The following is a 23,693-nucleotide window of genomic DNA, read 5'->3' on the forward strand; positions in this document are numbered from 1 at the left end:
AGTGTGCGGTTGCCGAACCGAGCAGAGAACTCGGCTTCATTTGCCACTCTAAAATATTGTCGATCATGTTAATTTGATTGCTAGTGGCGCCGCCCGGTCATGGCGGCGAAACATCGTCGGATTGCACCGGTGAACCATGCGCTGGCCCCTTTGCTGGCAACTGACACACGTTGCAGATCGGCGAGACCGAGAGTGATGCAGCTAAGGAGATGCGTTGGCCGCTCCCAGCCCGCGAAAGCCGCGTCGGACGAAAGGCCGTCATCGCAAACCCGCCAAGACCCAGAACTGGCTGAGGGCCGGCGCCGTCGGCGCCGGGTTGGCCGCGGCACTGGTCACCGGCCAGGGTGTGGCGGCGGCAGAGTCGGCGAACTCGACGACCTCGCAGGGTGACCCCGGTGCTGGCGGCACCGAAAGCCGGAGTGAGACCGATGGGGCTGAAACCGCCGGTGCGCCGGGCATTTCCTCTGGAGCGGAGGACACAGACGAAGGCTCCCACGTCGACGACATCGACGACATCGACGACGGTGACGACGATCTCGACGACACCGACTTCAGGGACGACGATCTGTCCGAGGAGGACACCGAGGACGATCTGTCTGAAGACGACACCGAGACCGTCGACGACGACGGCGCAGAACCAGAAGATGACGCAGAACCAGAAGATGACGGGGAACCGGAGGGTTCCGAAGAGGTCGATGATCCGGAGATCACCCCGGAGTCCGGGCAGCCCAGCGCACTTGAAGAATTAGCCGTTGACACGGGCGCTGCGCAACCCTCGTCCGACGACACCGCTGTTGCGGACGGCCCCGATTTCGTCGGCACCGAAGCGCCGACTGAACCAGCGGACACTTCGGATGTTGTCGTTTTGGCCGACAGCCCCGACGGGCCGGCAACCTCGTCCTCGTCCGAAAACCCCGCCGAGGACGAGGAAATCGACCCCGCGGAACTTGAAGTAGCTGTCACCGAGATGTCGCGTGAGCTGTTGAGGCAACTCGGAATCACCCCGGACGGCAACTCAGCGCCGAATTCGCCCGTCGGTATGTTGCTTCAAGCGATGTGGGTATCCGCTCGTCGGAACGAGGACCCCTTCATTGCGCTGGCCGGAGCGGTCGGTGCCGTCGCCGAGATGGTGGGCGAAGCGGTGCTTGCAGAGGTCAGCCGGTCGATCGGCTGGATTCCCGGAGTGGGCACGGTGATGTACGGGGTCAGCGCAATATTCAACGCCTCCGCACTGGTCTCTGCCGTGGTGCGTGGCGATCAGGATGACATCGTTGACGAGATCCATGATCTTGCACGTGATTTCGTCGGCATGATTCCGATCATCGGTGCGCCACTTGCAGCCGATATGTACGGCGGGATCAACTCGGTCTCCGGCATGGCCGCACTCTTTGGCTTTGGCGCCCCGGGTGCCGCGCTCTTTGGCGGCCCGGTTGCCGCACCCTTTGGCGCACCGGGTGCTGCACTCTTTGGCGCCCCGGGTGCCGCACTCTTTGGGGCCCAGGCTGCCGATGTGGCCTTGGCGACGCTTACGCCCGGATCGGCCGAGTGGTACTTCCACGGCGTCCTCACCCGGGCCGTCAACAGGCTGGTCGGCTGGCCCGGGCCACCGTGGAACTTCACCGACATCACCACTTACCAAACCGACTGGACGCTCGACCTCGCCAACGACCAACTTGAGGGGGTGCTCGCCGGTGCGCTTCCGGGCAGTCCCGCGCGGTGGGTGCCGGACCTCCAAAACATCCTCGGGCTGTTCTTCGTATCGGCCATCCCGGGTTATACGTTCGTCGACACGCTCAATGCGATGGGTGACTTTCTGAACCGGGTAGTGCCGCCGTTCACGATCGCCCCCGGGGCAGACACTCTCGGCGTCATCACCCCGTACAAGATCATGGGCGCCGCCGTGGTCGGGACGGCAACGGTTCTGAAGAACATGCTGAACGGCGTCTATGACCCGGTTCTGATCGAGATCGACATCATCAAGGCGACCACCGGCGCGGTCGTCACCGAAGCGGACCTCAACGACTTCGACAGCCTCCTGGCCAAGGTCGCCGCAGCGCAGACGGCGGCGATTCTCGGGCTCGGAGACGGTGGCGCCTTCCACGAACCGGAGCGGGCCTGGGATGTGATTCTGCCCGCCTGGACAGCCGAACAAGTGAACCCGTTCACGCTCGCCGTCTACGTGGGGCTCGTCGGGGTCTACAAGCGGTTCCAGGAGATGGCGGTCCTGACCCAGTTCGACACCTGGACGACGTACTCGCAGCTTTGGCCCTATAGCGGTGCGCCATATACGTCTCTTGGCTCCATGTATGCGGCGGGATCGTTCCATGCGTCCGATCCCGACGGCAACGGGGTGGACTTCGGCGGATCGCTGCTCGGGACATTTGTCTCGGAGGGTGGGGCGTTGGTCACCATCAACAGTGGCAGCGGAGGCTACACCTACACCAACACGCTTCCCGGCAATGCGTTTTACCACCGGGCAACCTCGGAAAACGAGGCCGACAGGTACGACGTCGTCTACATCCCGGTGGAATCCGTGGACGGCGTCACCTACACGCTCCCGTTCAGAATTCTGATCGTCGACGGAACGAACGCCAACCCGACCACGAGCGCGCCCACCGTGGGCGCCCCCGACGCCCTGGGCGTGGTGCGCGGCAAGATCAACGCCAGCGACTCCGACGGCGACACGTTGACCTACACGCTGGTCGCGTCGTCGGTCAACGATCTGAACGGCAACTCCGCTTACACCAAGAACGGCTCGGGTGGCAACGGCGGCATCGTCACCATCGACCCGACGACAGGCGACTTCACCTACGTGTCGTCGGCGACGGCCGGCGCCACCCAGAGCTTCCAGGTGCGGGTCGGCGACGGTCACCACGGCAGTGCGACCGTGACCGTGACCGTAACCAACGTGACCTCGATCAACCCGGCGAACGTCACCAAGCCGGCGCAGTATGTCGTCAATGGATCGGTGCCGATCCCGCCCGCCGACGCCGGCATCTTCACCGGTTTCTCGCTTGGAACGCTCCCGACGAAGGGCACGATCACGGCGTTCAACCCGATCACCGGGACCTTCACCTACGTCCGCGACTGGACTCTGGGCCACAGCACGACGGCCGACGACGTATTCACCATCATCGCGACCGACGCCGACGGCCGCACGGTCACCCTGCGGTTGCCCGTCCAGCCGGACGTGCCCAACACCGCTCCGACCCTGACACTGACTGAGGCGCCGACGGTCGGCACGCTGATCGGCACCACACAGACCAGTTCCGGAAAGCTGACGTACTACGACGCCGACGGCGACGCTCCGATCTGGCCGACCAGTGTGACCAGCTCGCGCGGAGCCACCGTCACCATCGCCGCCGACGGTCAGTTCACCTACACGAGCACCCTGACGACCGCACAGCGGCACGCCGCCGCCAGGATCGGGGCTGCCGGCAGCACCTACAACGGTGTCTCCCTGACCGCCTACCAGGACGCGTTCACCGTGACGGTCACCGACGGGTTCGGCGGCACCGCGCAGGTCACGGTCGTGGTGCCGATCTACGCGATCAACTCCAGTCCCACGCTGAGCCTCGGTCCCTTGGCGTGTGCGTTCACCAGCTGCACCATTACCATCACGACGACAGACCCAGACGGCGATGATCTGAGCGGCGGCCTGAATACCTCGAATAACGGCAACGGTGACCCGTGGTACACCCTCGAACGGGGCTCCGTCACCGTCAACCTGGGTGACGCACACACGATGACCTGGGGCGGCAACACCAACGGCCTCGGTACCCAGCAAACCGGTGACCAGAGATACACCGTTTACGACGGCTACTATCGGGTCAACAACGGCATCGTTGACACCAGCTACTTCACCCGTGCGTGGGTCGACTGGCATGACACCACCAGGACCACGGGGAACTAGCGCAGTGCGGCGAAAACCGGTGCGAGCGTGCGCTAACTGCTGAGATTTCGCGGCGTGTCGGCGACAGACACGCACGCTCGTCGGAAACTCAAATGGCCGACGACTCCGGCGACAGAACCGCCGGACACTAGCGCTGATCCGTCGTATCGGAGCCCTGCGCGACGTTGGTGAGGATCTCGTCGATGCTGCCGACGCCGCCGTCGAACGGGTTTCCGCGCTTGAGCACCTTCGTGCCACCGGGCGTCACCGCGACCAATTTCGGTGAGCTCGAACCGATTTGGAGTCGACGCGCGAAGCGCACCTGATCCAGCTGCACGATCGCGCCGCCCCGGTAGCTGAACAGGCCGAGCTTGCGGTCGATCACCGCCACGGGCCGGCATTCGTTGAGCGGACGTCCCCGGTTGCGCCGGATCCTGCGCACCACGACGACGACGAACACCGCCGACACGACCGCGGCCGCCACCAACGCCGCGCCCAGCGCCGCCGACGGCGTGCCCGTCACCAGCGCGACGACGCCGAAGCCGCCGGCGACGAGCACCAGCACGCCCAGCACGAAGGCCAGCACCGCCGACGGCCCGGTCCCGCGGTCGATGACCAGGACGCGGCGTCCGTCGTCGGTGACTACGAGGCCGCCGGTGTCAGCGATTACCCGGGGTTGCGATGACGTGTCCACGCCTGCAGCGTGCCACCTCGCTTGTTGCGAGCGTGCGTGAAATCGCCCAGATGGTCGGCGTGTCGGCCGCAAACACGCACGCTCGCCACAGATGGGGGTGTAACGATTCGGTATGGTGCGGCGATGTGAGGGACATGCGAACTGCGACAATTCGGGTCGGGGCAGCGCTCGCGCTGGCGGCCGCATCCATCGGAGTCAGTCAGGCCGCCGCGAACGCGGAGCCGACCACCCATCAGGTCCGCTACACGCTCACGTCACCGGGTAACACCGCGGACTACAAACTCAACTACCTGATCGCGCAGCCGGCGAGCAAAGAGGCCTACAACGCCGACGCGTACGCCTACCTCAAGAGCGAGCAGATCGACCTGGGCCCGGGTGCGCCGTGGGTGTTCGAGACCACGCTCGAGGATCCGCAGTGGGCGATTCTGACCGCGAGCACCGGCGTGCACGCCATGCAGGGCGCACCGAACCCGCACTGCGAGATCGCCGTCGACGGTGAGGTCGTCGTCTCGAACTCTGGCCCCTACACCGCGCATTGCCAGCTCGGAAACTGGTGACGCAGACCTAATCGTTTGCCGCGCGCAGCGCGCGCACGAACGCCGCGAGGGCGTTGCCGATCTCGTCGGGGCTGTCCTCCTGGATGAAGTGCGTGCCCGCGACGGTGACCTCGGTCTGGTTCGGCCAGGTACGCACGAAGTCCCGCACCCGTCCGCGCGTGATCGCGCCGGGCGCGGCGTTGACGAACAGCTTCGGCACGTCGCTGCCGGCCAGCCACCGGCCGTACTCGTCGACGATCGCGACGACGTCGGCGGGCTCACCCTCGATCGGGATGTTGCGTGGCCACGACAGCGTCGGGCGTCGGTCTTCACCGGCGGTGAGGTACGGCGCGCGGTAGTGGTTCATCTCCTCGTCGGTGAGTGGGCGTTGCACGGCGCCGGGCAGGACGGCTTCGACGAACAGGTTCTGCTCCAAGATCATCGCCTCGCCGTCGGCTGAGCGGAACCCTTCGAAGAGCGGGCGCACCGGATCGGGGAAGTCCGCCCAATCTATCGGCATCGCAATGGCTTCCATGTAGGCGATGCCCGCCACCCGGTCACGGTGCTGGTTGGCCCAGTCGAAACCCAGCGCCGAACCCCAGTCGTGCAGCACCAACACGACGCGGTCGCCGAGGTCGAGCGCGTCCCACAGCGCGAACAGGTAGTCGCGCTGCTCGGCGTAGTGGTAGCGGTCGGGTCCGGAGTCCTCGAGCTTGTCGGAACCACCCATCCCGATCAGATCGCAGGCCACCAGCCGGCCCAATCCCTCGAGGTGGGGCATCACGTTGCGCCACAGGTACGAGGAGGTGGGGTTGCCGTGCTGAAACACTATCGTGCAGCCGTCGACGGCCGCGCCCTCGTCGACGTAGGCCATCCGCCTGCCGTGGATCTCCTTGTACTGCAGCTGTCCGTAGGGTTCGGCTCCGGCCATGGTGCGCATCTTTCCAAATCGACGCGCTACGTCAACTGCTGGTTACCCGCGTCGACGAGCGTGTCGAGGCCGCTCAGCGCCGACGGCAGCGCGGCGGTGTGCAGCACGCCGAGGCGTTGGGTGGCGCGGGTCAGCGCGACGTAGAGTTCGGCCGCGCCGCGCTGGCCGTCGTCGAGGATGAGATGCGGTTCCACCACCAGCACGGCGTCGAACTCCAACCCCTTTGTCTCGGCCGGGGTCACCGCACCCGGGACGCCCGGCGGCCCGATCACCACACTGGTGCCGTCGCGGCCGGCCTCTTCGCGCACGAACGCGTCGATGGCGGGGGGCAGGTCCTCGGCACTGACCTGTCGTGACCATGGCCGGATTCCGCACGAGCGCACCGACTCCGGCGGCTGCACGCCGGGGGCGAACTCGGCGAGCAGCGCGGCGGCCACGTCCATGATCTCTGCAGGCGTGCGGTAGTTGACCGTCAACGACCGGTATACCCAGCGGTCGGGCACATACCGCGCCAGCATCGCGTCCCACGACGTCGCTCCGGCCGCCGACCGGCGCTGGGCCAGATCGCCGACCACCGTGAACGACCGGCTGGGGCAACGCCGGAACAGCACCCGCCAGTCCATCTCGGACAGCTCCTGGGCCTCGTCGACGACGATGTGTCCGTACGTCCAATCCCGGTCCGCCGCAGCGCGTTCGGCGACGTCGCGGGTGTCGCGCTCGACGAACCGTTCGGCGAGGTCCTTGCTGGCGAGCAGGTCCTGCGCCATCAGGCGGTCCTCGTCGTCCATCATGTCTTCGCGTGCGACCATGAGTTCCAGCACACCTGCGGCGTAGTCGGCCTCGGCCTTGCGTTCGCGCTCGGCGGCCCGGTCCGCGGCCTTGTCGCGGCCCAGCAGGTCCACCAGTTCGTCGAGCAGTGGCACGTCGGACACCGTCCAGGCGTCGCCATCGGCGCGATGCAGCGCAGGGTCCGCACCTGCCGTGGCGAGCCGCTCCGGTGACGAATACAGCTGGGACAGCACACGTTCGGGCGTCAGCAGCGGCCACAGCTCGTCGAGCGCAGCGGTGAACGCCTGGTTTTCGCGAAGCTCCTCGATCAAGTCGGCGCGAAGCTCTTCCCACGCGTTGCGGTCGTCGCGGGTCAACCAGCCGCGCCCGATGCGTGCGATCGCCCGCTCGGTCACCACGTAGGTGACGATCTCGGTGAACACCGCGCGCGCCGCGTTGTGCGGCCTGCGGCTGTCGCGCGCCTCCTGGCGCGCCCACTCGGCGGTCTCGGCGTCGATCTGCACGGTGACGTCGGAAAGTTCGATCGGCAGCGGATCCTGTGGCAGCCGTTGATGATCGGCGACCGCGGCGGCCAGCACGTCGAGCATCTTCAGCGACCCCTTGGCCGCGGCGGCGCACGGATCGTCCTGGGCGGTGACGTGCAGGCCGGGCACCAGGTCGCCGGCCGTCATGAACACGACGTTGGTCTCGCCCAGTGACGGCAGCACCCGGCCGACGTAATCCAGGAACGCCGGGTTGGGCCCGATCACCAGGACCCCGTGGCTTTCCATCCGTTTGCGGTGGGTGTAGAGCAGGTAGGCCACCCGGTGCAGCGCCACCACGGTCTTTCCCGTGCCCGGGCCGCCCTCGATCACCAGCACCCCCGGGTGGTCGAGGCGGATGATCTCGTCCTGCTCGGCCTGGATCGTGGCGACGATGTCGCGCATCCCCGGGCCGCGGGGCGCGTTTACCGCCGCGAGCAGCGCGGAATCGCCCGCGAAGGCGGTGTCGTCGTCGGTGGCTTCGCCCGGCCCGACGAACACCTCGTCGGTGAAGTCGGTGATCCGGCGCCCGAGGGTGCGGAACTGGCGGCGCCGACGCAGGTTCTCCGGGTTGGCCGCGGTGGCGACGTAGAAGGGGCGCGCCGCGGGCGCACGCCAGTCGACCAGCAGCGGCTCGTAGTCGTTGGTCTCGTCGAACAGCCCGAGGCGCCCGACGTAGGTGCGTTCCCCGGTGCGGTCGTCCAGCCGGCCGAAGCACAGCCCATGGTCGGCGACGTTGAGTCGGTCCAGTTGCCCGGCCAAGCCGCGCACCGCGGCGTCGCGGTCGACGAGCGTGCCGCCGTCCTGGGCGTCGATGGGGGCGCGCAGCGCGGCGTCGTAGCGGTCCTTGAGCCGGGCGCGCTCGGCATCCAGCCGCGCGTAGAGCCCCGCCACATAGCTCTGCTCGGCTTGCAGTTCCTTCGATCTACGGGTTGTCACATGCCTCATTTCGTGAGTTTGCGCTTCGGCCAACGAGTTTGACGCATCACCCCGGTCTTGCCGCAAGCCCCCTGCCGCGCGCTATGTTGGAGTGGGAACGGTCGAGCGCTGCCAACAAGCTTACCGACGCGCCCGCCACCACCTTGACATCGTCTCGAACGTCAGTTCGAATAAGGGTATGCGGTGGGACGGTCAGGGCGTCAGCGTCGATGACGGCGCGCTGCCGGGCCTGCAGCGCATCGGCTTCGTGCGCAGCGTGCGCACCCCGCAGTTCGACGGCATCACGTTTCACGAGGTGTTGTGCAAATCGGCGCTCAACAAGGTGCCGAAGGTTTCGCAACTGCCGTTCCGCTATACCGTCAACGGCTACCGCGGCTGCTCGCATGCCTGCCGGTACTGCTTCGCCCGGCCCACCCACGAGTACCTCGACCTGAACTGCGGCGCGGACTTCGACAGCCAGGTCGTCGTCAAGACCAACGTGGCGGAGGTGCTGCGCCGCGAACTGTCGCGCCCGTCGTGGTCGCATGAGACCGTCGCGCTGGGCACCAACACCGACCCGTATCAGCGCGCCGAAGGCCGCTACACGTTGATGCCCGGAATCATTGCCGCCCTGGCTGATTCGGGCACCCCGTTTTCGATCCTGACCAAGGGTACGCTGCTGCGCCGGGACCTGCCGCAGATCACCGCGGCCGCCCGTCGGGTCGATGTCAGCGTCGCGGTGTCGCTCGCGGTGGCCGACCCGGAGGTGCACAGGGACGTCGAGCCCGGCACGCCGACGCCGCAGGCGCGCCTCGGGCTGATCTCCGCGGTGCGTGAGGCCGGCCTGGACTGCCACGTCATGGTGGCTCCGGTGCTGCCGTATCTGACCGATTCGGCCGAGCACCTCGACACGCTGCTGGGCCAGATCGCCGCCGCCGGGGCCACCGGGGTGACGGCGTTCGGGCTGCATCTGCGGGGCTCGACGCGGGGCTGGTTCATGGGGTGGCTGGCGCGGGCGCATCCGGAACTCGTGGCGCCCTACCGAGACCTGTACCGGCGCGGAGCGTATCTGCCGCAGGACTACCGCAAGCTGCTGCACGAGCGGGTGACCCCGCTGATCGCCAAGCACGGCCTGGCGCCGCACCGCCGCTCGTTTCGCATGACGGCGACGCCGGCCGTCGAGCCGGCCCAGCCGCTGCAACCGACGCTGTTCTGAGCCGCGTCAGCCCTTGTTGCGCTTGACCTCTTTGAACGGCACCCCGCGGTCGGCGGCGTGCTCGCGGGGGAAGCCCAGCACCCGCTCACCGATGATGTTGCGTGCGATCTCGGTGGTGCCGCCGCCGAGCGCCGCCGCCTGGCGCGACAGGTAGCGCTCGCCGTGGCGGATCAGATCGTCGCCGGTGTCGACGACGCCGCCGCCGGCCGTGATCGCCAGCGCGGTGTCGAACTCCAGATGGTGGATGTCGGCGTGCGCGATGCGGATGATCGAACCGGCCGCCGGGGGCAGCGAACCGTCGAGCACACCGTGGTACACGTGCTCGATGAGCTGTTCCCGTACGGCGCGGTGTACCAACGCGCGGCCGGCCATCTCTTGGGCGAGCTCGCTGTCGGCCTGGCCGGCCGCCTCCAATAACGCCACATAGTCGGTGGGCACATCGGACTTGCCCTCGGCGCCGATACCGGAGGCGAACTCCGAGCCGCCACCGACGGCGCGCCGCTCGTGGTAAAGCTGCCGCGACGCCACCTGCCAGCCGCCGTTGACCTCGCCGACCACGGCGTCATCGCCGAGTTCGAGGTTGTCGAAGAACTCCTCGCAGAACTCGACCGAACCGTTGACCTGCTTGATCCGGCGCAGCGTGATGCCCGGGCTGTCGATGGGCACCAGGAACATCGTCAGGCCCTCGTGCTTGGGCACATCCCAGTCGGTGCGCGCCAGCATCAACCCGTAGTCCGCGGCGAACGCGCTCGTGCTCCACGTCTTGGCGCCGTTGATCACCCACTTGTCGCCCTGGCGGTCGGCGCGGGTGATGACGCCGGCGAGATCGGATCCGCCGCTGGGCTCCGACAGCAACTGGACGAGGACCTCGTCGCCACGCAGCGCCGCCGAAATGTGCTGGCGCTTCTGCTCTTCGCTGCCGGTGTCCAGAATCGTCGCCGCGCAGATCGTGAAGGTCGGCGTGTTGAGGATGACCGGAAGCTCGTAGTTGCGCGAGGCCGCGTCGAACGCCTTCTGGTAGGCGATCGGAAGGCCGAGGCCGCCGTACTCCTTGGGAAAACAGATCCCGGCGAACCCGCCCTCCCACAGCTTCTTCTGAAGTTCACGGGCGCGCAGCCAGGGTTCCTCTTCACCGCGGTCGTGCTCGGGTGGGTTGTTGGGGTCGATTGCGGGCATGTTCTCGGCCAGCCACGCTCGGGCGCGGGCGGCGAACTCCTCGACCGACTCCGTGGTTTGTGTTGGCGCCGCAGCAGTCTCGGTCATCCGGCGTGCTCCAATTCCCGGCCCTCTTTGGTCAGTGCGTAAACGCGCAGGTTGTGTTCTTCGGGGGTGCCGAACATCGAGCGGTACAGCGTGGCGCGACGCAGGTACAGGTGCAGGTCGTGCTCCCAAGTCACGCCGATGCCGCCGTGTAACTGAATGCAGTCCTGCAACATCCCGGGTGCGTGTTCTGCGCAATAGGATTTCGCGACGCTGACCGCCATCTCCGCGCCCGGCGAACGTGCCGCCACCTCGGCCACCGCGGCGTTGGTGGTCGCGCGGCACGCCTCGAACCAGATCTTCAGGTCGGCGTACTTGTGCTTGAGCGCCTGATACGAGCCGATCGGGCGGCCGAACGAATGCCGGTCGAAGCCCCACTGAACGGTGAAGTCCAGCACCGTGTCCAAGATGCCGACGATCTCGGCGCACTGGAGCACCACGGCGATCTGGTGCTGCCGCGCGATGATCGCCGGAGTCTGCTCGGCCGACCCGACCACCGCCGAGCCGTCGACCTCCACGCCGTCGAAATGCACACGGGCGTAGTTCTTCACCATGTCGATCGAGCGTTGCCGTTCCACGCGCACGCCCGCCGCGTCGGTGGGCACCAGGAATTGGCGCACGGCGCCGTCGCACTCGGCGACCACCAGCAGGACGGTGCTGTCGGCGCCGGCTTCGACGCGGTCCTTGACCCCGTCGATACGGAAGCCGCTGCCGGTTGCGGTGGCGGTGACCGAGGGCGTCATCGGTGACCACGGTTTCCCGGGCTCATAGACCGCCCACGACGCGACCGTTTCACCGGATACCAGTGATTCGATTGTGTCGCCGTGGTTTTCGGGCGCCTCGGCCAGCGCAGCCAGCACCGTGCTGACCGGATGCAGGGGACCGGGCGCGACGACCTTGCCGACGAGTTCGGCGACCAGCGCCAGGTCCTTCACCCCGTCTCCGGACACGCTGCCGCCGCCGAGGTCCTCGGGAACGAGCAGGCTGGTCCAGCCGAGTTCGGCGGCCCGACGCCACCAGCCGGTGTCGAACGAGGTGCCGGCGTCGTGCAGTTCGCGCAGTCCGCTCAGCGACGCTTCTTTTTCGAGGAACGACTGCGTGGTCGAGGCGAACAGCAGCACCTCGGGGTTTGCGGCGTCGGTCATGGGGTCGGTGCTACCTCTTCGAGGGTCAGGCGGGGATGACGAGAGGCGGCACGTCCGGGTTGTGGACGATCTCGTTGGGAACCTTGAACAGATCGATCATGTTGCCGCCCATGATCTTTCGCTGCCCCTCTTTGTCGAGCGCCTGCAGGTCGTCGATCAGGTGGGTAGGTTCGGCCAGGCCCTCGGGATGCGGCCAGTCCGAACCGAAGATCACCCGGTCGATGCCGAGCAGGTCGGCCATCTGCGCGAAGTCGTCCTCCCAGAACGGCGCGACGTAGACCCCGCGCTTGAACGCCTCGATCGGATCCTCCGGGAACTCCTGCGGCATCTTCTTGTAGGTGCTCTCGAACTGCTTGAACAGGTAGGGCACCCAGTCCGCGCCGTTCTCGATCGACAGGATCCGCAGCTCGGGGTTGCGGGTCAGCGCGCCGTGGCATACCAGCGCGGCCATCGAGTCCTCGATGGGCCGCTTGCCCATCGACACCATCCGGAACGCCGTCGGTTTGAACGGCAGGAACTCGTCGGCGGGCTCCCAGTCGTTGAGGTATTCGGCGTATCCGGAATCCGATGCGTGCATCGAGACCGGGATGCCGGCCTTGACGCAGGCGTCCCAGAACGGGTCGAATTCGGGCAACCCGAACGAGCGGGTGCCGCGCAGGCCGGGCACCGGTGCGGGACGCACGAGCACGGTCTTGGCGCCACGCTCGAGGCACCACTCGAGTTCCTCGAGCGCGCGGTCGACGATGCCGAGGTTGATCACCGGGGTCGAGAAGATGCGGTCCTCGTAGTTGAACTGCCAGGTCTCATACATCCACACGTTGAGCGCGTGGATGACGTCGAGGATGAGTTCGGGGTCGTCCTTCATCCGTTCCTCGACCAGGCTCGCCAGGGTCGGGAACATCAGCGAGTAGTCCAGGCCCAGCCCGTCCATCACCTCAAGGCGCGCGGCGGGTTCGCGGAACGCCGGGATCGCCTTCATCGGCTTGCCCATCACCTCGCGGAAGCTCTTGCCGCCGCTGCCGTGCTTGAAGTACTCCTCCTGCGCGCCGGGCCGCGCGACGACCTCGAAGGTCGGGTTGGGGATGTAGTCGCTGACCTGGTTGCGCACCATGATCTTGGTGCGGCCGCGGACCTCGATGTAGTCGATGACGTTCTTGCGGTGATCCGGCAGGAACTGCGTCAGCGCCTCTTTGGGCTCGTAGAAGTGGTTGTCGGCGTCGAACACCGGATAGGGGAGCTTGCGGGCCATTTCCGCCTCCTGGAGAGTCTGGTTCTGCAATGCTGGTAATGACATTACCACGTCTGGACCAGCGTAAACATCACCCCCGACCCGCCAGCGTCGGGGCCGGTACCGCGCAGGTCAGGTGCGGTCGTCGGGTGCCGCTTGCAGGCCGCCGACGCAGAATTGGTAGATGTGGTCGGCCCCGACAGGCACGCCGTTGAGTTCGGCGCCCAACACCTGAAGCCGCATCGCGCCCAGCGCGGACTGCATGATCAGCGCGGCCGTGGCGTCGACGTCGAAGCCGGACCGAAACACCCCTTCGGTGATGCCGCGCTCGATGATGTCTTTGATTAGTTCGTGCAGCGGGGACAGCACGCGGGCGTACTCGCGCGGCAGGGTTTCGGCGAGGTGGTCGTTGTAGTACGTCAGACCGCGGTTGACCTTGTCCTGGGTGGTGGATTCGGCCGGGGTGCAGATGCGGTCGATGAGCACGCGCAGTGCCCTACGGCTCGGTAGGCCCTCGGTTTCGTCGCGCCACCTGCGGGTGGACTCCGACATGATCTTGTCGATCAAGGCCAGCAGCAACTCATCCTTTGTGGAGAAGTGCTGGTAGAAGGAGCGCAGCGAGGTTTTGGAGCGCTCGACCACCTCGAGCACCGTGAAGTCGGTACGTCCGGTCTCGCCGAGAATCGCCAGCGCGGACTTCATGAAGCGCTTGGCGCGCGACTCCTGGTCGACGACGGCAGCACCGGTAGTGGACGCCGACCGGGCGGCGCCGGCCGAGCGGCCGGTGCTCTTCGCCATGCTGGACCACCTTCCGGGGCTCGCGATGACTGGCTGGTAATGACGTTACCGCTTTTGCCGATGCTCGGTTACTGTTCGGTCCCATGACGACAGATTCAGCGCAGACGCCATGGACCGTTGAAGGACTGCTCGAGCTGTTCGACGTGGAGCCCGACGGACAAGACCGTTTCATCGCCCAGACGGGCCCGGCGGGTGAGGATGCCCGTCAGGTGGTCGAGGGCACCCAGGTGCTCGCGCAGGCGATTGTCGCTGCGGCCAAAAGGTTTCCGGACAAGTCGGTGCGCTCGGTGTATGGGGTGTTCTCCCGGGCGGTGATGGTCGGGGCCGGGCCCGTGGAGCTCGAGATCGACGTCGTCGCCGAAGGACGTTCCACCGCAACGGCTGTCGTAGCCGCCAAGCAGAACGGCAAGCGGTGTATCACGGTGACGGTGCTGGCCGACGTGCCCACCGCCGACGTCATCCGGCACCACCTGCCCCGCCCCGATGTGGCGGGGCCTGCCGACGCCAACGTCTCGGAGATGCCGATGACCGGGCGGCAGGTCCGGTTGGTCGATGTGGTCGACGTCAACAGCCCCGACGACGTGGGGCTGCCGGAACTGTACGCCTGGCTGCACTACGAGCCGATCCCGACGCGCGATGATCTGGCCAAGGCGTTGATCGCCTATTTCACTGGCCACCTTGGTATTTCGACGACGATGCGGGCGCATGCGGGTATTGGCACCGCGCAGGCGCACCTGACCGTCTCCACCGCGCCGATGACGGTGTCGGTGAGCTTCCACGAGCCGTTCTCCTGGGACGGCTGGCTGCTCTACACCCATGAGAGCACACAGGTTGGCGCCGGCATGTCCTATGTGCGCGGGACGGTGCACACCGAAGCAGGTGAGTTGATCGCCTCGTTCGCCCAGGACGCGTTGATCCGGCCGCTGCGCACCACCGACACCGCGATCAAGGAACAGTCGCGCCTCTAGGCACCTTTTCAGCGCGAGCAGACGCGAAGGGCCCATATCTGCGGCGAGACGGGGCCCTTTGCGTCTGCTCGCGGGAGGAAGGTGAGGGCTCAGATCTTCAGATAGCCCTTGTCGGCGGGAATCTGGGCCGCGGTCACCAACGATGACGCGTCGCTGGCCAACCAGACCACGATGTCAGAGATCAGGTCCGGGTCGGCCAGCGAGTCGGTCGGCAGCGCCCCGGGCGAGAAACTGTGGATGTAGCCCTGGTGGTCGGCGAAGATCTGCCACATCGAGGTGTCGTTCCCCATCGGGGTATCGGTTCCGTAGGGGTGCACCGAGTTGACCCGGATGCCGTACTCGCCGAGTTCGACCGCCAGCGAGTTGGTCAACGCGACGACGCCGAACTTGCTGGCGCAGTAGTGGCCGCAACCCGGAACGGCTTTGATCCCCGCGGCTGAACTGATCGTGATGATCGATCCGCCGTTGCCCGCCTCGATCATCGGCGGCACGACGGCCTTGATCGTGTTCCACACGCCGGTCAGGTTGACGTCGAGCACGTCCTGCCACTGCTTGGCTGAGATCTCCCACAGCCGGCCCCAATTCATCACGCCGGCATTGGCGACGACGATGTCGAGGCGGCCGAACTGTTCCACCGCGTCGGACACCACCCGCTGCTGTCCGGCGGCGTCGCGGACGTCGACCCGGTCGGCGACGATCTTGCGGCCCTCGCCTTCGACGAGGCTCACCGTTTCGGCGAGGTCCTCGGGCAGCGCGGGCGGGTAGCCGTTGTGCTCGGCGACCGGCCCGCACGCGTCGATCGCGACGATGTCCGCGCCGGCGCGGGCCAGTCGGACACAGTGCGCGCGGCCCTGTCCGCGCGCCGCGCCCGTCACGTAGGCGACCTTGCCGGCCAACGGGGTGTCGGGGTTCGTCATCGGTGGGGATCTCCTGTCAGTCGGCGCCGGCGGCGAGCCAGTCGTCGAACGTCGTCGCTTCGATGCGGGCATTCTCCCCGGGCAACAACACGTTTCCGGCCATCGAAACACCGAAGATTCCCGACCACGTCGGCACCAGCTTGACCCGATGCCCCCTGGCGTCGAGGGTGCGCCGGGCCATGTCGACCAGGTCCTGCGGCTCCGGGCCGGCCACATCGGTATAACGGCCCTGGGGCTCGCCGGCCACCACCTCGGCCAGCACGCGGGCGATGTCATCCGGGGCGATCGGCTGCACCAGCAGCGGAGCGATGGTGGCAACGCCGTCCTGCTCGGTCCACCCGGCGACCATGGCGGCGAAATCGTGAAACTGCGTGGCGGGCACGATGGTCCACGGCACTGGCCCTTCGGAAACCAGCCGCTCCTGCTCGCGCTTACCCGAATAGTGGGGGTTGCCCTCGATGCTGTGGATCCCCACGATCGACAACAGGACGTGGTGGCGCACCCCGGCGCGGAGTTCGGCGGACAACAGGTTCGCGGTGGTGGTGCCGAAGTACGCCTGCGTCTGCTCGCGGTCGGTGGGCGGTGCGCTGATGGCGTCGAGGACGGCGTCGACGCCCTCCAGCGCGGCATCCAGTCCGGCGCCGGTCATCAGGTCCACGCCCAGCGATCTGCTGATCCGCACCACGTCGTGGCCGTCGTTTTCCAGGAACGTGACCGCGCGCGCCCCGATGTTGCCCGTCGCGCCGGCGACCGCGATACGCATGATCTGACCTCCTGGGCTACAGGGCCGCTGCGGCTTCGCGAATTCGCGAGCCGGCAGACGACGCTATCGGCTCGCCGTGACCGAAGCATGCGATTTCAACATCGAGGGCGGCCAGTCGGCGCAACGAGGCGACGGTTCGGGCGCGGTCCTGGTTGAAGGTGCCGAGCATGACGGAGCCGACGTGCGCGACGGTGTCACCGGTGAAGAGCGCCCCGTGCTGCGGCAGGTGGATGGCGATGCTGCCCTCGGTGTGACCCGGCACGGACAGGATCTCGGCGCCGCCGCCGAAGTCGAGCCGCTCACCGCCGACGAGTTCGTGGTCGACGGTGACCGGTGGTGCCGCGTCGGGCAGACCGGCCGAAACGCGTTGGTGGATAGGCACTTCCCAGTCTTCGAACACCGGCGGCGGCAGGGCGGTACCGGTGCGGATCGCCTGCGCATCGCCTGCGCCGGCGAATACAGCGGCACCGGTTGTGCTGCGCAGCTCGGCGGCGGATCCGATGTGGTCGACGTGCCCGTGCGTCAGCACGATTCTGTCGACGCGGGGGACCGCGGCCGCGATCTCCGCTCCGGATCCGGGTGCGCCGGTGTCGATCAGCGTCACGGAGTCCCCGTCGTTCCAGACGTAGACCTGCCAGCCGTGCACGCGCAGCATGGTGAGATTCGGCGTGACGGTCACGGTGTCCATGGCCATGACGCTAAGGCCCCGCAGGCGCCGCGCGCAGCGGATCAGCTCGTCGCGAAATCGCTCATCAGCGCCGACCTGAGCACGTCGAGCGGTAGGCCACCCAGATCCAGCGCGCGGCTGTGGAACTCCTTGAGCGAAATCCCGCAGCTGAGGGCTTCATCGCGCAGCTGCTGCCAGATCCGCTGCCCGATCGCATACGACGGGGCCTGACCCGGCCAGCCCAGGTAGCGGTCCAGTTCGAACTGCAGGTGTTCGTCGTTCATCGCGCTGTGGGTACGCAGGAACTCCCACGCCCGCTCGGCATCCCACACGCCGCCATCGGGCGCGGTCATTCCACAGTGCACCCCGATGTCGATGCAGACCCGGGCGGCCCGGAAGCGCTGAGCATCAAGCATTCCCAACCGTTTGCCGGCATCGTCGAGCCAGCCCAACTCCGCCATCAGCCGCTCGGCGTACAGCGCCCAGCCCTCACCGTGACCCGACAGCCAGCAGCCCAGTCGACGCCACCGGTTCAGCCGGTCGGACAACACCACGGCGCGCCCGATCTGCAGGTGATGGCCGGGCACGCCCTCGTGGTACACGGTCGTCGTTTCGCGCCAGGTATGAAACGTGTCGACACCGTGCGGTACCGACCACCACATCCGTCCCGGCCGCGTCAGGTCCTCCGACGGGCCGGTGTAGTAGATGCCACCGGTGTAGGTGGGCGCGATCCGGCACTCCAACCGCCGCAGTGGGGCGGCGATGTCGAAATGGCTGCCGGCCAACGCTTCCACGGCCTGATCGGAGAGTTTTTGCATCCAGGCCTGCAGTTCGTCGACCCCGTGCACGAGGTAGCGCTCCTCCTGATCGAGACGCAGCAGCGCATCGGCCACAGTGGCGTCGGGATAGAGTTGGCGGGCGATGGTTTGCTGTTCGGCGACAATGCTTTTCAGCTGCTCAAGACCCCACTGGTAGGTCTCCTCGAAATCGACCGTCGCGCCCAGAAACGAGCGCGACCACAGCCGGTAGTCGTCCACGCCGACGGCGTCGTCGGCGCGCGCGTAAGGCGCGACCTCGTCGCCCAAGATCCTGGCCAGCTCCCGGTAGGCATAGGCCGCGTTGGCCGCGTGCTGGCGCAGATCCTCCTGCAGCGCCGCGTTATCGGGTACGGCGTCGGCGACCATGTCGACGAAGAACTGTTGGATGCCGGTGGCCTGCTCGATGCCGCGCACGACCTGGCGCACTGCGGGGGCGCGCCCGGCCGTCACGGCCGCACGCAACGCATCCATATAGCCGCCGACCCGCTCCGGCAGCCGGGACAGCCGCACGGCGATCAGCGCCCAGTCGTCCTCGGTTTCGGTGGGCATCAAGTCGAAGACGTCGCGCATCGACTGCAGTGGCGAGGCGATCACATTCAACGGGCCGACGTCGAGGCCGGCGTCGTTCAGTTCGATCAGCCCCCCGAGCCGCTCGCGCATCGCGGCGATCGTGACCTGGTCGACGTCGTCGGCGGGCTGTGCTGCGTCGAGTTCGCGCAACGCGTTTCGGGCCGCCTCGGCGCGCGCGGCAACACCGTCGGGGGAGTAGTCGGTGATGGCGTCGTCATGGCCCGTGATACCGATATCCGTTGCGGCGCAGGGGTCTAACTCGGCAAAGCGCTCCAGGTAGCGTTCGGCGACGGCATCGACCGCCGACGGTGTCCTAGCCAAGATCGCTCGTGGCGAACGTGTCGCAGCTGTTCGGGTCGCCGGTGCGGTAGCCCTCGGTGAACCACTTCTGCCGTTGCGCGGCCGAACCGTGCGTCCACGCCTCGGGGTTGACCTGTCCCGTGGCCTTCTTCTGGATGCGGTCGTCGCCCACCGACGCCGCGGCCGATAGTGCGTCGTTGATGTCCTTGTCGCTCAACGGCTCCAGGAACGGCACGCCGGTGCTCTCCTGTTTGGTGATGGCCGCGTGGTGCGCCCACACGCCGGCGTAGCAGTCGGCCTGCAGTTCGGTGCGCACGCCGCCGCCGGTGGGGCCCTGGGCGCCGGCGCCGTGCGCACGGGCCAGCGTGCCTGTCCGGTTCTGCACGTGGTGGCCGAACTCGTGGGCGACCACATATTCCTGCGCCAACGGGCCGCCGCTGGAACCGAACTCGGTCTTCAGCACGTCGAAGAAGTCGACGTCGAAGTAGGCGGTCTGATCGCCCGGGCAGTAGAACGGCCCGACGTCGCTCGTGGCCGCGCCGCATGCGGTCTGCACGGATCCGGTAAACAGCTCGACACGGGGCCGCTCATAGCCAGGCATCAGGCGCTGCCACACGGCGTCGACCGAGTTGCCGGTGGCCACGACGCGGCATTCGACCATCTCGTTGGCGTCCGCGCCGGTCTGGCACTGGCTCAGATCGAATCCCGGGGCTGCGACGTCGGCGTTGCCCATCTGCTGCTCGGGCATGACGGTGCCGGGGTCGACCCCGAGGAACAGGGCCACCACGAGGACCAGGAGGCCGCCGACACCTCCGCCGATCGCGATACCCCGGCCGGGCCCGCGCCCGCCGCCGCTGCTCGATGTGGTGCTGGTGTCGATGCGCATGCCCTCGTTGAAGGTCATGTCGACCAGCTTTGCACACTGCGGTAAGGCGCGAAATAATCGCGCCGTTTCAGCCCACCGGGTACCGCTTGTTCGAGTAGTCGCGCAGGTTGTAGAGGAACTTCTGGAACATCCAGCCCATCACCGGACCTCCCAGCGACATGCCGATGCGGGCCGCGACACCGTGGGGCTTCATCGCCATCACCCAGGTCAGATGGCAGCCGCCCGGGGTCTTCACCACCCGGTAGTCCTCGGCGAACGCCGCGATACTTTTCGTCGAGGCTTCGTTGAACCGAAAGGCCATGTGGCTGTGCGGCTGCCAGGCGAGGAACTCCTCGTCGCCGACGATCCCGCCGCGCATGTGCACGGTGCGGGTGGTGCCGACGTCACGAGGCTTCGGACTGGTCCACGTCACCTTGGTGATCACCGTGGCCCACTGCGGCCAGGATTCGGCGTCGGCGAGCACCTCGAACAACTGCTCGGGTGTGATCGCCAGGTCGACGGTGCTGACGAACCGAAACGGGGCGTCGTCGATGAAGTCCAGGCCGACGCGCTCGCATGCGTGCATGGCCATACACCCTAGGGGACGGTGTCTAGCCGGAGTGTTCGAATTCGGTCGAGACCGACGCGTTGGCTGGTTTTCGACTGCCGATCGACCATTGCGGCGGTTTCGGTGTCTAGTCCATCGCGCGGGCTATCGCGATGTGACCCTCCATGCCGGTCTCCTCAGCCCGCGCGCGGTAGCGGTCGCGCAGATCGGCATAGGTCGCGTCGTCGCCGCGTGCCTTCGCCAGCAGAGCGCTGAGTCGCATCAGCGGCAACTCGCGATAGAGGAAGCCGGGTTCGGCAGGCAAGCTCGCCAGCTGTTCGACGGCCGCCCGGGCAAGGTCGATATCACCCTCGGCGCCACGGGCGAGCAGCGCTTCGACAAGCACGGTTGTGGTCCAGCCCTGATTGATCGACTCTCCGCTTCGCAGTTCGTTCTCCAGGACACCGCGGGCCAGCTTGACTGCCGTCTCACAGTCTCCGCTTCTGATCATCTCCGCGGCCCTATCCAGGTCGGCGCACCACGCCGCGATGATGGTGTAACGGTGCTGGCGCGCTTTCTCGGCGGCCCTTTCGAGCAACCCGAAACCGCGTTTGTGGTCCGCGTTTTGGTGGCGCACGAGCACCAGACCATGGGCGAACTCCGCGTTGGCGAGGGTGAAGTCGTCAGCGCCCTGGCGAGCGATCTCCACGGCCTCTGCAGTGTCCTGAAGCGCTACGTCGTCAGCCTGCAGCGCCCAGTTCAACACGGCGATGTACTTGAACTGAACGACTCCACAGAAGGTGAAAGGGTCGACCCTACGCGCCATCGCGATCGCACCATCGAAATCATCGCGCCATCCCGGGATGCCCAGGCAGCACCGTGCCGATCCGCGCAGTGCCAGCGCCATGGCAAGGGGTGAACCGATGACCAGATTGCCCACGGTGGGATCGCCGTCGCAAAGATCGATTACGCGTTGCGCCAGGCGCATAGCCGCAGAGATTTCGCCGGCGTTCCACTTCGCGAGGACCGGAGTCATGAGAAGCGCGATGGTCAATTCCGCATCGCCTGTCGACTCGAGCAGGGTCACGTACTCGGCGGCGAGTTGCGATGCTTCCGCGAACTTCCCGTGGAAGTTGAGCATCTGGACTTGCCCGATCATCCCCATCGCCAACGACCGTTTGTCACCCGCGGCGGTCGTGAGATCGCGTAGCACGTCGAACTCGACGTCCTCGAGGTTCCCACCGACCCGCCAAATGGTGGCGCACAACCACGTTCGCGCAGCGATCTGCATCGCCAACCGACGGGGATCGTCTTCGGGCAGCATTTCTGCCACGGCACGCGCCCGATCCCAGCTCATCCGCGCGGCGGCGATATTGCGGTGCACCGACCATGTCCCGGCGCGCATGTGCCAATCGAAGGCCCCATGCAGGTCGCCCGCTGCCTCGAGGTGCGTCGCGATCAGTGCGGCATTCTTGTCCGCTGACGACGGATCCTGATGTTCGATGGCGGCGGCGACCTGTCGGTGCAGCTGTGAACGGCTCGACCTGAGCTGCGATTCGTAGGCGACCGCGCGAATCAACGGATGCCGGAACGCATACTCCGACATCGACACCGGTTCGACGAGTTCGGCATCGATCAACTCGGCCACCTCGGTGACATCGAGTGCACGCAGCAGCCGAACTCCGAACGACGAACCGATCACCGATGCCGCGTTGAGCGTTCGTTTGGCGGCCGCGCCGAGGCGATCGATGCGGGCGGCGATGGTGGCCTGGACGGTCGACGGAACGCTCACTTCGCCGTCGCCGCGGTAGACGTACGCGCCGCGCGCACCGACAAGAATTCCGCGCTCAGCCAGATCGCGGACGATCTCCTCGATGAAGAACGGGTTGCCGGCGCCACGCTCGGCAACGCGCTCGGTGATCTGTGCGACCGACGGATCCGACCCCAGCAACTCGGCCAACAGGGTCGATGTCTGCGAGCGGTCCAGTGCGCTCAGCGGGAGCACGTCAGCGGCCACACCGGTGTCGCCTGTTCGGCTCAGCACGCCGCGATACTCGGGGCGGTACGTGATCAGCACCAGCGCAGCTGTTTTCGGGACCATGGCGAGCAGATCGGTGAGCATCGACTCGCTTACGGCGTCGATCCACTGGACATCGTCGATCACGTAGACGGCGGGTTCGGTGCGCGCCAGAAGAGCCGCGTCGAGCAAACCGGTGAGCCGGCGCCTGCGGGCGTCCGGGTCGATGCCGCTGACTGCGCCGTGATCACCGATCCCGAGCAGATCGTGCAGGAGGTGGAGATCTTCGGGGTTCGCCTCGGGCACCCTGGTGCGGATCCTGAGCGCGGCGTCGGCCGGGTCTAACCCGTCGACACCGAAGAAGGAGCGCAGCAGTTCGGCGGCGGCGAAGAACGGAATCTGGCTGGAATGCGATTCGCAGTACGCCGAGAAGACGTCGACGCCGAGGTCCGCAGCTCGTGCCACGGCTTCCTGGGTGAGCCGGCTCTTACCGATCCCGGGCGGCCCTTTGATCCCGATGGCGCGCCCGTGGCCGCTGAGCGCCTCGTCGAACGCGGCCGCTATCACGCTCATCTCCCGATCTCGGCCTACCAGCGGGGTCGTGCGCGGCCCCGCGCGGCGATGATTGCGCACGGCAAGGAGCTGGCGTGCTGTGACCGTTCCGGCTGACCCTTTGATGCGCACGGACTGCGGATCGCTGAGTCGAGCGTCGTTCTCGACCAATCGGGCCGTGGATTCACTGAGCATCACCCCGCCGGGCGGCGCCACAGATTCCATCCGCTGGGCCATCCCAACGTGCTCGCCGATCGCGGTGTACGCAAGAGCCTCCGGACCGATGTCGCCGGCAACGACCATCCCGGAGTTGAGCCCGATCCGCAGCTGCAACGAGATCCCGTCACCGCGGGCGGTCTCCGCGGCCAGGGCACGGACCTCGTCCTGGACGTCGAGCGCGGACAGACATGCCCGACGAGCATGATCCTCCAACGCGCGTGGAGCGCCGAACAGCGCCATGATTCCGTCGCCGGTGAATTGGTTCACGGTGCCGTCGTAGCGACGGATCACGGCGGTGGCGCGCCGCACGAGCTCGGTCATCACTTCCCGGAGCCGTTCGGGGCCGAGCGCCGCGGCGATGTCCATCGACCGCACGACGTCGGCGAACAGCACGGTCACTTGCTTGTACTCGGCGACGTGGGGTTGGACCAGCGGTGTTCCGCAGTTGTCGCAGAACCGGGCGCCGGCACGCGCTTCGGTCGCACAGGTGGGGCAGTGTGCCGGTGCCACTTCCGCGCCTCCAGGAGGCCGTCGCTCTATCGGTGCGAAAACGATATCGCCG

The 23,693-nt window shown here is 67.1% G+C and carries 18 protein-coding genes; 4 read left to right on the plus strand and 14 right to left on the minus strand.

Annotated features, from left to right (window positions below; all coding sequences use genetic code 11):
- The first annotated feature begins 214 nt into the window (after nt 1-214).
- Nucleotides 215-3,913 carry an Ig-like domain-containing protein gene (locus tag ABQE93_RS21200; RefSeq protein WP_448410271.1) on the plus strand — a complete coding sequence of 1,233 codons (3,699 nt, stop codon included), beginning with the start codon at nt 215-217 and terminating at the stop codon, nt 3,911-3,913.
- A gap of 127 nt (nt 3,914-4,040) precedes the next feature.
- Here the strand turns inward: ABQE93_RS21200 and ABQE93_RS21205 are convergent, their stop codons facing one another.
- On the minus strand, nt 4,041-4,586 hold the full coding sequence (locus ABQE93_RS21205) for a hypothetical protein (RefSeq protein ID WP_448410272.1): 546 nt from the start codon (nt 4,584-4,586) through the stop codon (nt 4,041-4,043).
- 134 nt (nt 4,587-4,720) lie between these two features.
- On the opposite strand from ABQE93_RS21205, the gene ABQE93_RS21210 reads away from it, so the two are divergent.
- Nucleotides 4,721-5,143 (plus strand): Rv2576c family protein, encoded by a 423-nt coding sequence (locus tag ABQE93_RS21210; RefSeq protein ID WP_448410273.1) that lies wholly within the window; start codon nt 4,721-4,723, stop codon nt 5,141-5,143.
- A gap of 7 nt (nt 5,144-5,150) precedes the next feature.
- Here the strand turns inward: ABQE93_RS21210 and ABQE93_RS21215 are convergent, their stop codons facing one another.
- Nucleotides 5,151-6,053 carry a haloalkane dehalogenase gene (locus ABQE93_RS21215; protein ID WP_448410274.1) on the minus strand — a complete coding sequence of 301 codons (903 nt, stop codon included), beginning with the start codon at nt 6,051-6,053 and terminating at the stop codon, nt 5,151-5,153.
- 26 nt (nt 6,054-6,079) lie between these two features.
- On the minus strand, nt 6,080-8,302 hold the full coding sequence (helR, locus tag ABQE93_RS21220) for an RNA polymerase recycling motor ATPase HelR (RefSeq protein WP_448410276.1): 2,223 nt from the start codon (nt 8,300-8,302) through the stop codon (nt 6,080-6,082).
- 178 nt (nt 8,303-8,480) lie between these two features.
- Between helR and ABQE93_RS21225 the strand changes: the two genes are divergently transcribed.
- Entirely contained in the window at nt 8,481-9,497 is a 1,017-nt protein-coding gene (locus ABQE93_RS21225; protein ID WP_448410278.1) for an Rv2578c family radical SAM protein, read from the plus strand.
- A gap of 6 nt (nt 9,498-9,503) precedes the next feature.
- Here the strand turns inward: ABQE93_RS21225 and ABQE93_RS21230 are convergent, their stop codons facing one another.
- The 4 genes from ABQE93_RS21230 to ABQE93_RS21245 all read right to left on the minus strand — a co-directional run bounded on the left by ABQE93_RS21230 (nt 9,504) and on the right by ABQE93_RS21245 (nt 13,928).
- Nucleotides 9,504-10,760, minus strand: a complete 1,257-nt coding sequence (locus tag ABQE93_RS21230; RefSeq protein ID WP_448410279.1) for an acyl-CoA dehydrogenase family protein — start codon at nt 10,758-10,760, stop codon at nt 9,504-9,506.
- A complete protein-coding gene (locus ABQE93_RS21235) occupies nt 10,757-11,902 on the minus strand; it encodes an acyl-CoA dehydrogenase family protein (protein ID WP_448410280.1) in 1,146 nt (381 codons plus the stop codon). The genes ABQE93_RS21230 and ABQE93_RS21235 overlap by 4 nt, the downstream gene beginning before the upstream one ends.
- A gap of 25 nt (nt 11,903-11,927) precedes the next feature.
- Complete coding sequence (locus tag ABQE93_RS21240) at nt 11,928-13,151, minus strand: amidohydrolase family protein (RefSeq protein ID WP_448410282.1); 1,224 nt, start codon at nt 13,149-13,151, stop codon at nt 11,928-11,930.
- A 111-nt stretch (nt 13,152-13,262) separates the two neighbouring features.
- Complete coding sequence (locus ABQE93_RS21245) at nt 13,263-13,928, minus strand: TetR/AcrR family transcriptional regulator (RefSeq protein ID WP_448410284.1); 666 nt, start codon at nt 13,926-13,928, stop codon at nt 13,263-13,265.
- 83 nt (nt 13,929-14,011) lie between these two features.
- On the opposite strand from ABQE93_RS21245, the gene ABQE93_RS21250 reads away from it, so the two are divergent.
- Nucleotides 14,012-14,896: an acyl-CoA thioesterase gene (locus ABQE93_RS21250; protein WP_448410285.1), complete on the plus strand. Its 885-nt coding sequence runs from the start codon at nt 14,012-14,014 to the stop codon at nt 14,894-14,896.
- An 89-nt stretch (nt 14,897-14,985) separates the two neighbouring features.
- Here the strand turns inward: ABQE93_RS21250 and ABQE93_RS21255 are convergent, their stop codons facing one another.
- The 7 genes from ABQE93_RS21255 to ABQE93_RS21285 form a co-directional block, all read right to left on the minus strand.
- A complete protein-coding gene (locus ABQE93_RS21255) occupies nt 14,986-15,813 on the minus strand; it encodes a mycofactocin-coupled SDR family oxidoreductase (protein ID WP_448410286.1) in 828 nt (275 codons plus the stop codon).
- Between the two features lie 16 nt (nt 15,814-15,829).
- Nucleotides 15,830-16,576, minus strand: a complete 747-nt coding sequence (locus tag ABQE93_RS21260) for an SDR family oxidoreductase (protein WP_448410287.1) — start codon at nt 16,574-16,576, stop codon at nt 15,830-15,832.
- Between the two features lie 16 nt (nt 16,577-16,592).
- The gene (locus ABQE93_RS21265) at nt 16,593-17,264 is read right to left on the minus strand and encodes an MBL fold metallo-hydrolase (RefSeq protein WP_448410289.1); all 672 of its coding nucleotides are present in this window, start codon (nt 17,262-17,264) and stop codon (nt 16,593-16,595) included.
- A gap of 41 nt (nt 17,265-17,305) precedes the next feature.
- Nucleotides 17,306-18,952, minus strand: coding sequence for a DUF885 domain-containing protein (locus ABQE93_RS21270; RefSeq protein WP_448410291.1), 1,647 nt, complete (start codon nt 18,950-18,952; stop codon nt 17,306-17,308).
- Nucleotides 18,945-19,835 carry a KPN_02809 family neutral zinc metallopeptidase gene (gene ypfJ / locus ABQE93_RS21275; protein WP_448410293.1) on the minus strand — a complete coding sequence of 297 codons (891 nt, stop codon included), beginning with the start codon at nt 19,833-19,835 and terminating at the stop codon, nt 18,945-18,947. Before ypfJ ends, ABQE93_RS21270 begins: the two co-directional genes overlap by 8 nt.
- Nucleotides 19,836-19,884: 49 nt before the next feature.
- Nucleotides 19,885-20,388 carry an SRPBCC family protein gene (locus ABQE93_RS21280; protein WP_448410295.1) on the minus strand — a complete coding sequence of 168 codons (504 nt, stop codon included), beginning with the start codon at nt 20,386-20,388 and terminating at the stop codon, nt 19,885-19,887.
- Between the two features lie 103 nt (nt 20,389-20,491).
- The gene (locus tag ABQE93_RS21285) at nt 20,492-23,641 is read right to left on the minus strand and encodes an ATP-binding protein (RefSeq protein ID WP_448410297.1); all 3,150 of its coding nucleotides are present in this window, start codon (nt 23,639-23,641) and stop codon (nt 20,492-20,494) included.
- Nucleotides 23,642-23,693 lie beyond the last annotated feature (52 nt).

The sequence above is a fragment of the Mycolicibacterium sp. XJ662 genome, assembly GCF_053484035.1.

Excerpts from the sequence above, each read along its gene's own strand:
- ABQE93_RS21210 (WP_448410273.1), top strand. The coding sequence starts at position 4,721 with ATGCGAACTGCGACAATTCGGGTCGGGGCAGCGCTCGCGCTGGCGGCC.
- ABQE93_RS21215 (WP_448410274.1), bottom strand. The coding sequence starts at position 6,053 with ATGGCCGGAGCCGAACCCTACGGACAGCTGCAGTACAAGGAGATCCAC.
- ABQE93_RS21225 (WP_448410278.1), top strand. The coding sequence starts at position 8,481 with ATGCGGTGGGACGGTCAGGGCGTCAGCGTCGATGACGGCGCGCTGCCG.
- ABQE93_RS21230 (WP_448410279.1), bottom strand. The coding sequence starts at position 10,760 with ATGACCGAGACTGCTGCGGCGCCAACACAAACCACGGAGTCGGTCGAG.
- ABQE93_RS21235 (WP_448410280.1), bottom strand. The coding sequence starts at position 11,902 with ATGACCGACGCCGCAAACCCCGAGGTGCTGCTGTTCGCCTCGACCACG.
- ABQE93_RS21240 (WP_448410282.1), bottom strand. The coding sequence starts at position 13,151 with ATGGCCCGCAAGCTCCCCTATCCGGTGTTCGACGCCGACAACCACTTC.
- ABQE93_RS21245 (WP_448410284.1), bottom strand. The coding sequence starts at position 13,928 with ATGGCGAAGAGCACCGGCCGCTCGGCCGGCGCCGCCCGGTCGGCGTCC.
- ABQE93_RS21250 (WP_448410285.1), top strand. The coding sequence starts at position 14,012 with ATGACGACAGATTCAGCGCAGACGCCATGGACCGTTGAAGGACTGCTC.
- ABQE93_RS21255 (WP_448410286.1), bottom strand. The coding sequence starts at position 15,813 with ATGACGAACCCCGACACCCCGTTGGCCGGCAAGGTCGCCTACGTGACG.
- ABQE93_RS21260 (WP_448410287.1), bottom strand. The coding sequence starts at position 16,576 with ATGCGTATCGCGGTCGCCGGCGCGACGGGCAACATCGGGGCGCGCGCG.
- ABQE93_RS21265 (WP_448410289.1), bottom strand. The coding sequence starts at position 17,264 with ATGGACACCGTGACCGTCACGCCGAATCTCACCATGCTGCGCGTGCAC.
- ypfJ (WP_448410293.1), bottom strand. The coding sequence starts at position 19,835 with ATGACCTTCAACGAGGGCATGCGCATCGACACCAGCACCACATCGAGC.
- ABQE93_RS21280 (WP_448410295.1), bottom strand. The coding sequence starts at position 20,388 with ATGGCCATGCACGCATGCGAGCGCGTCGGCCTGGACTTCATCGACGAC.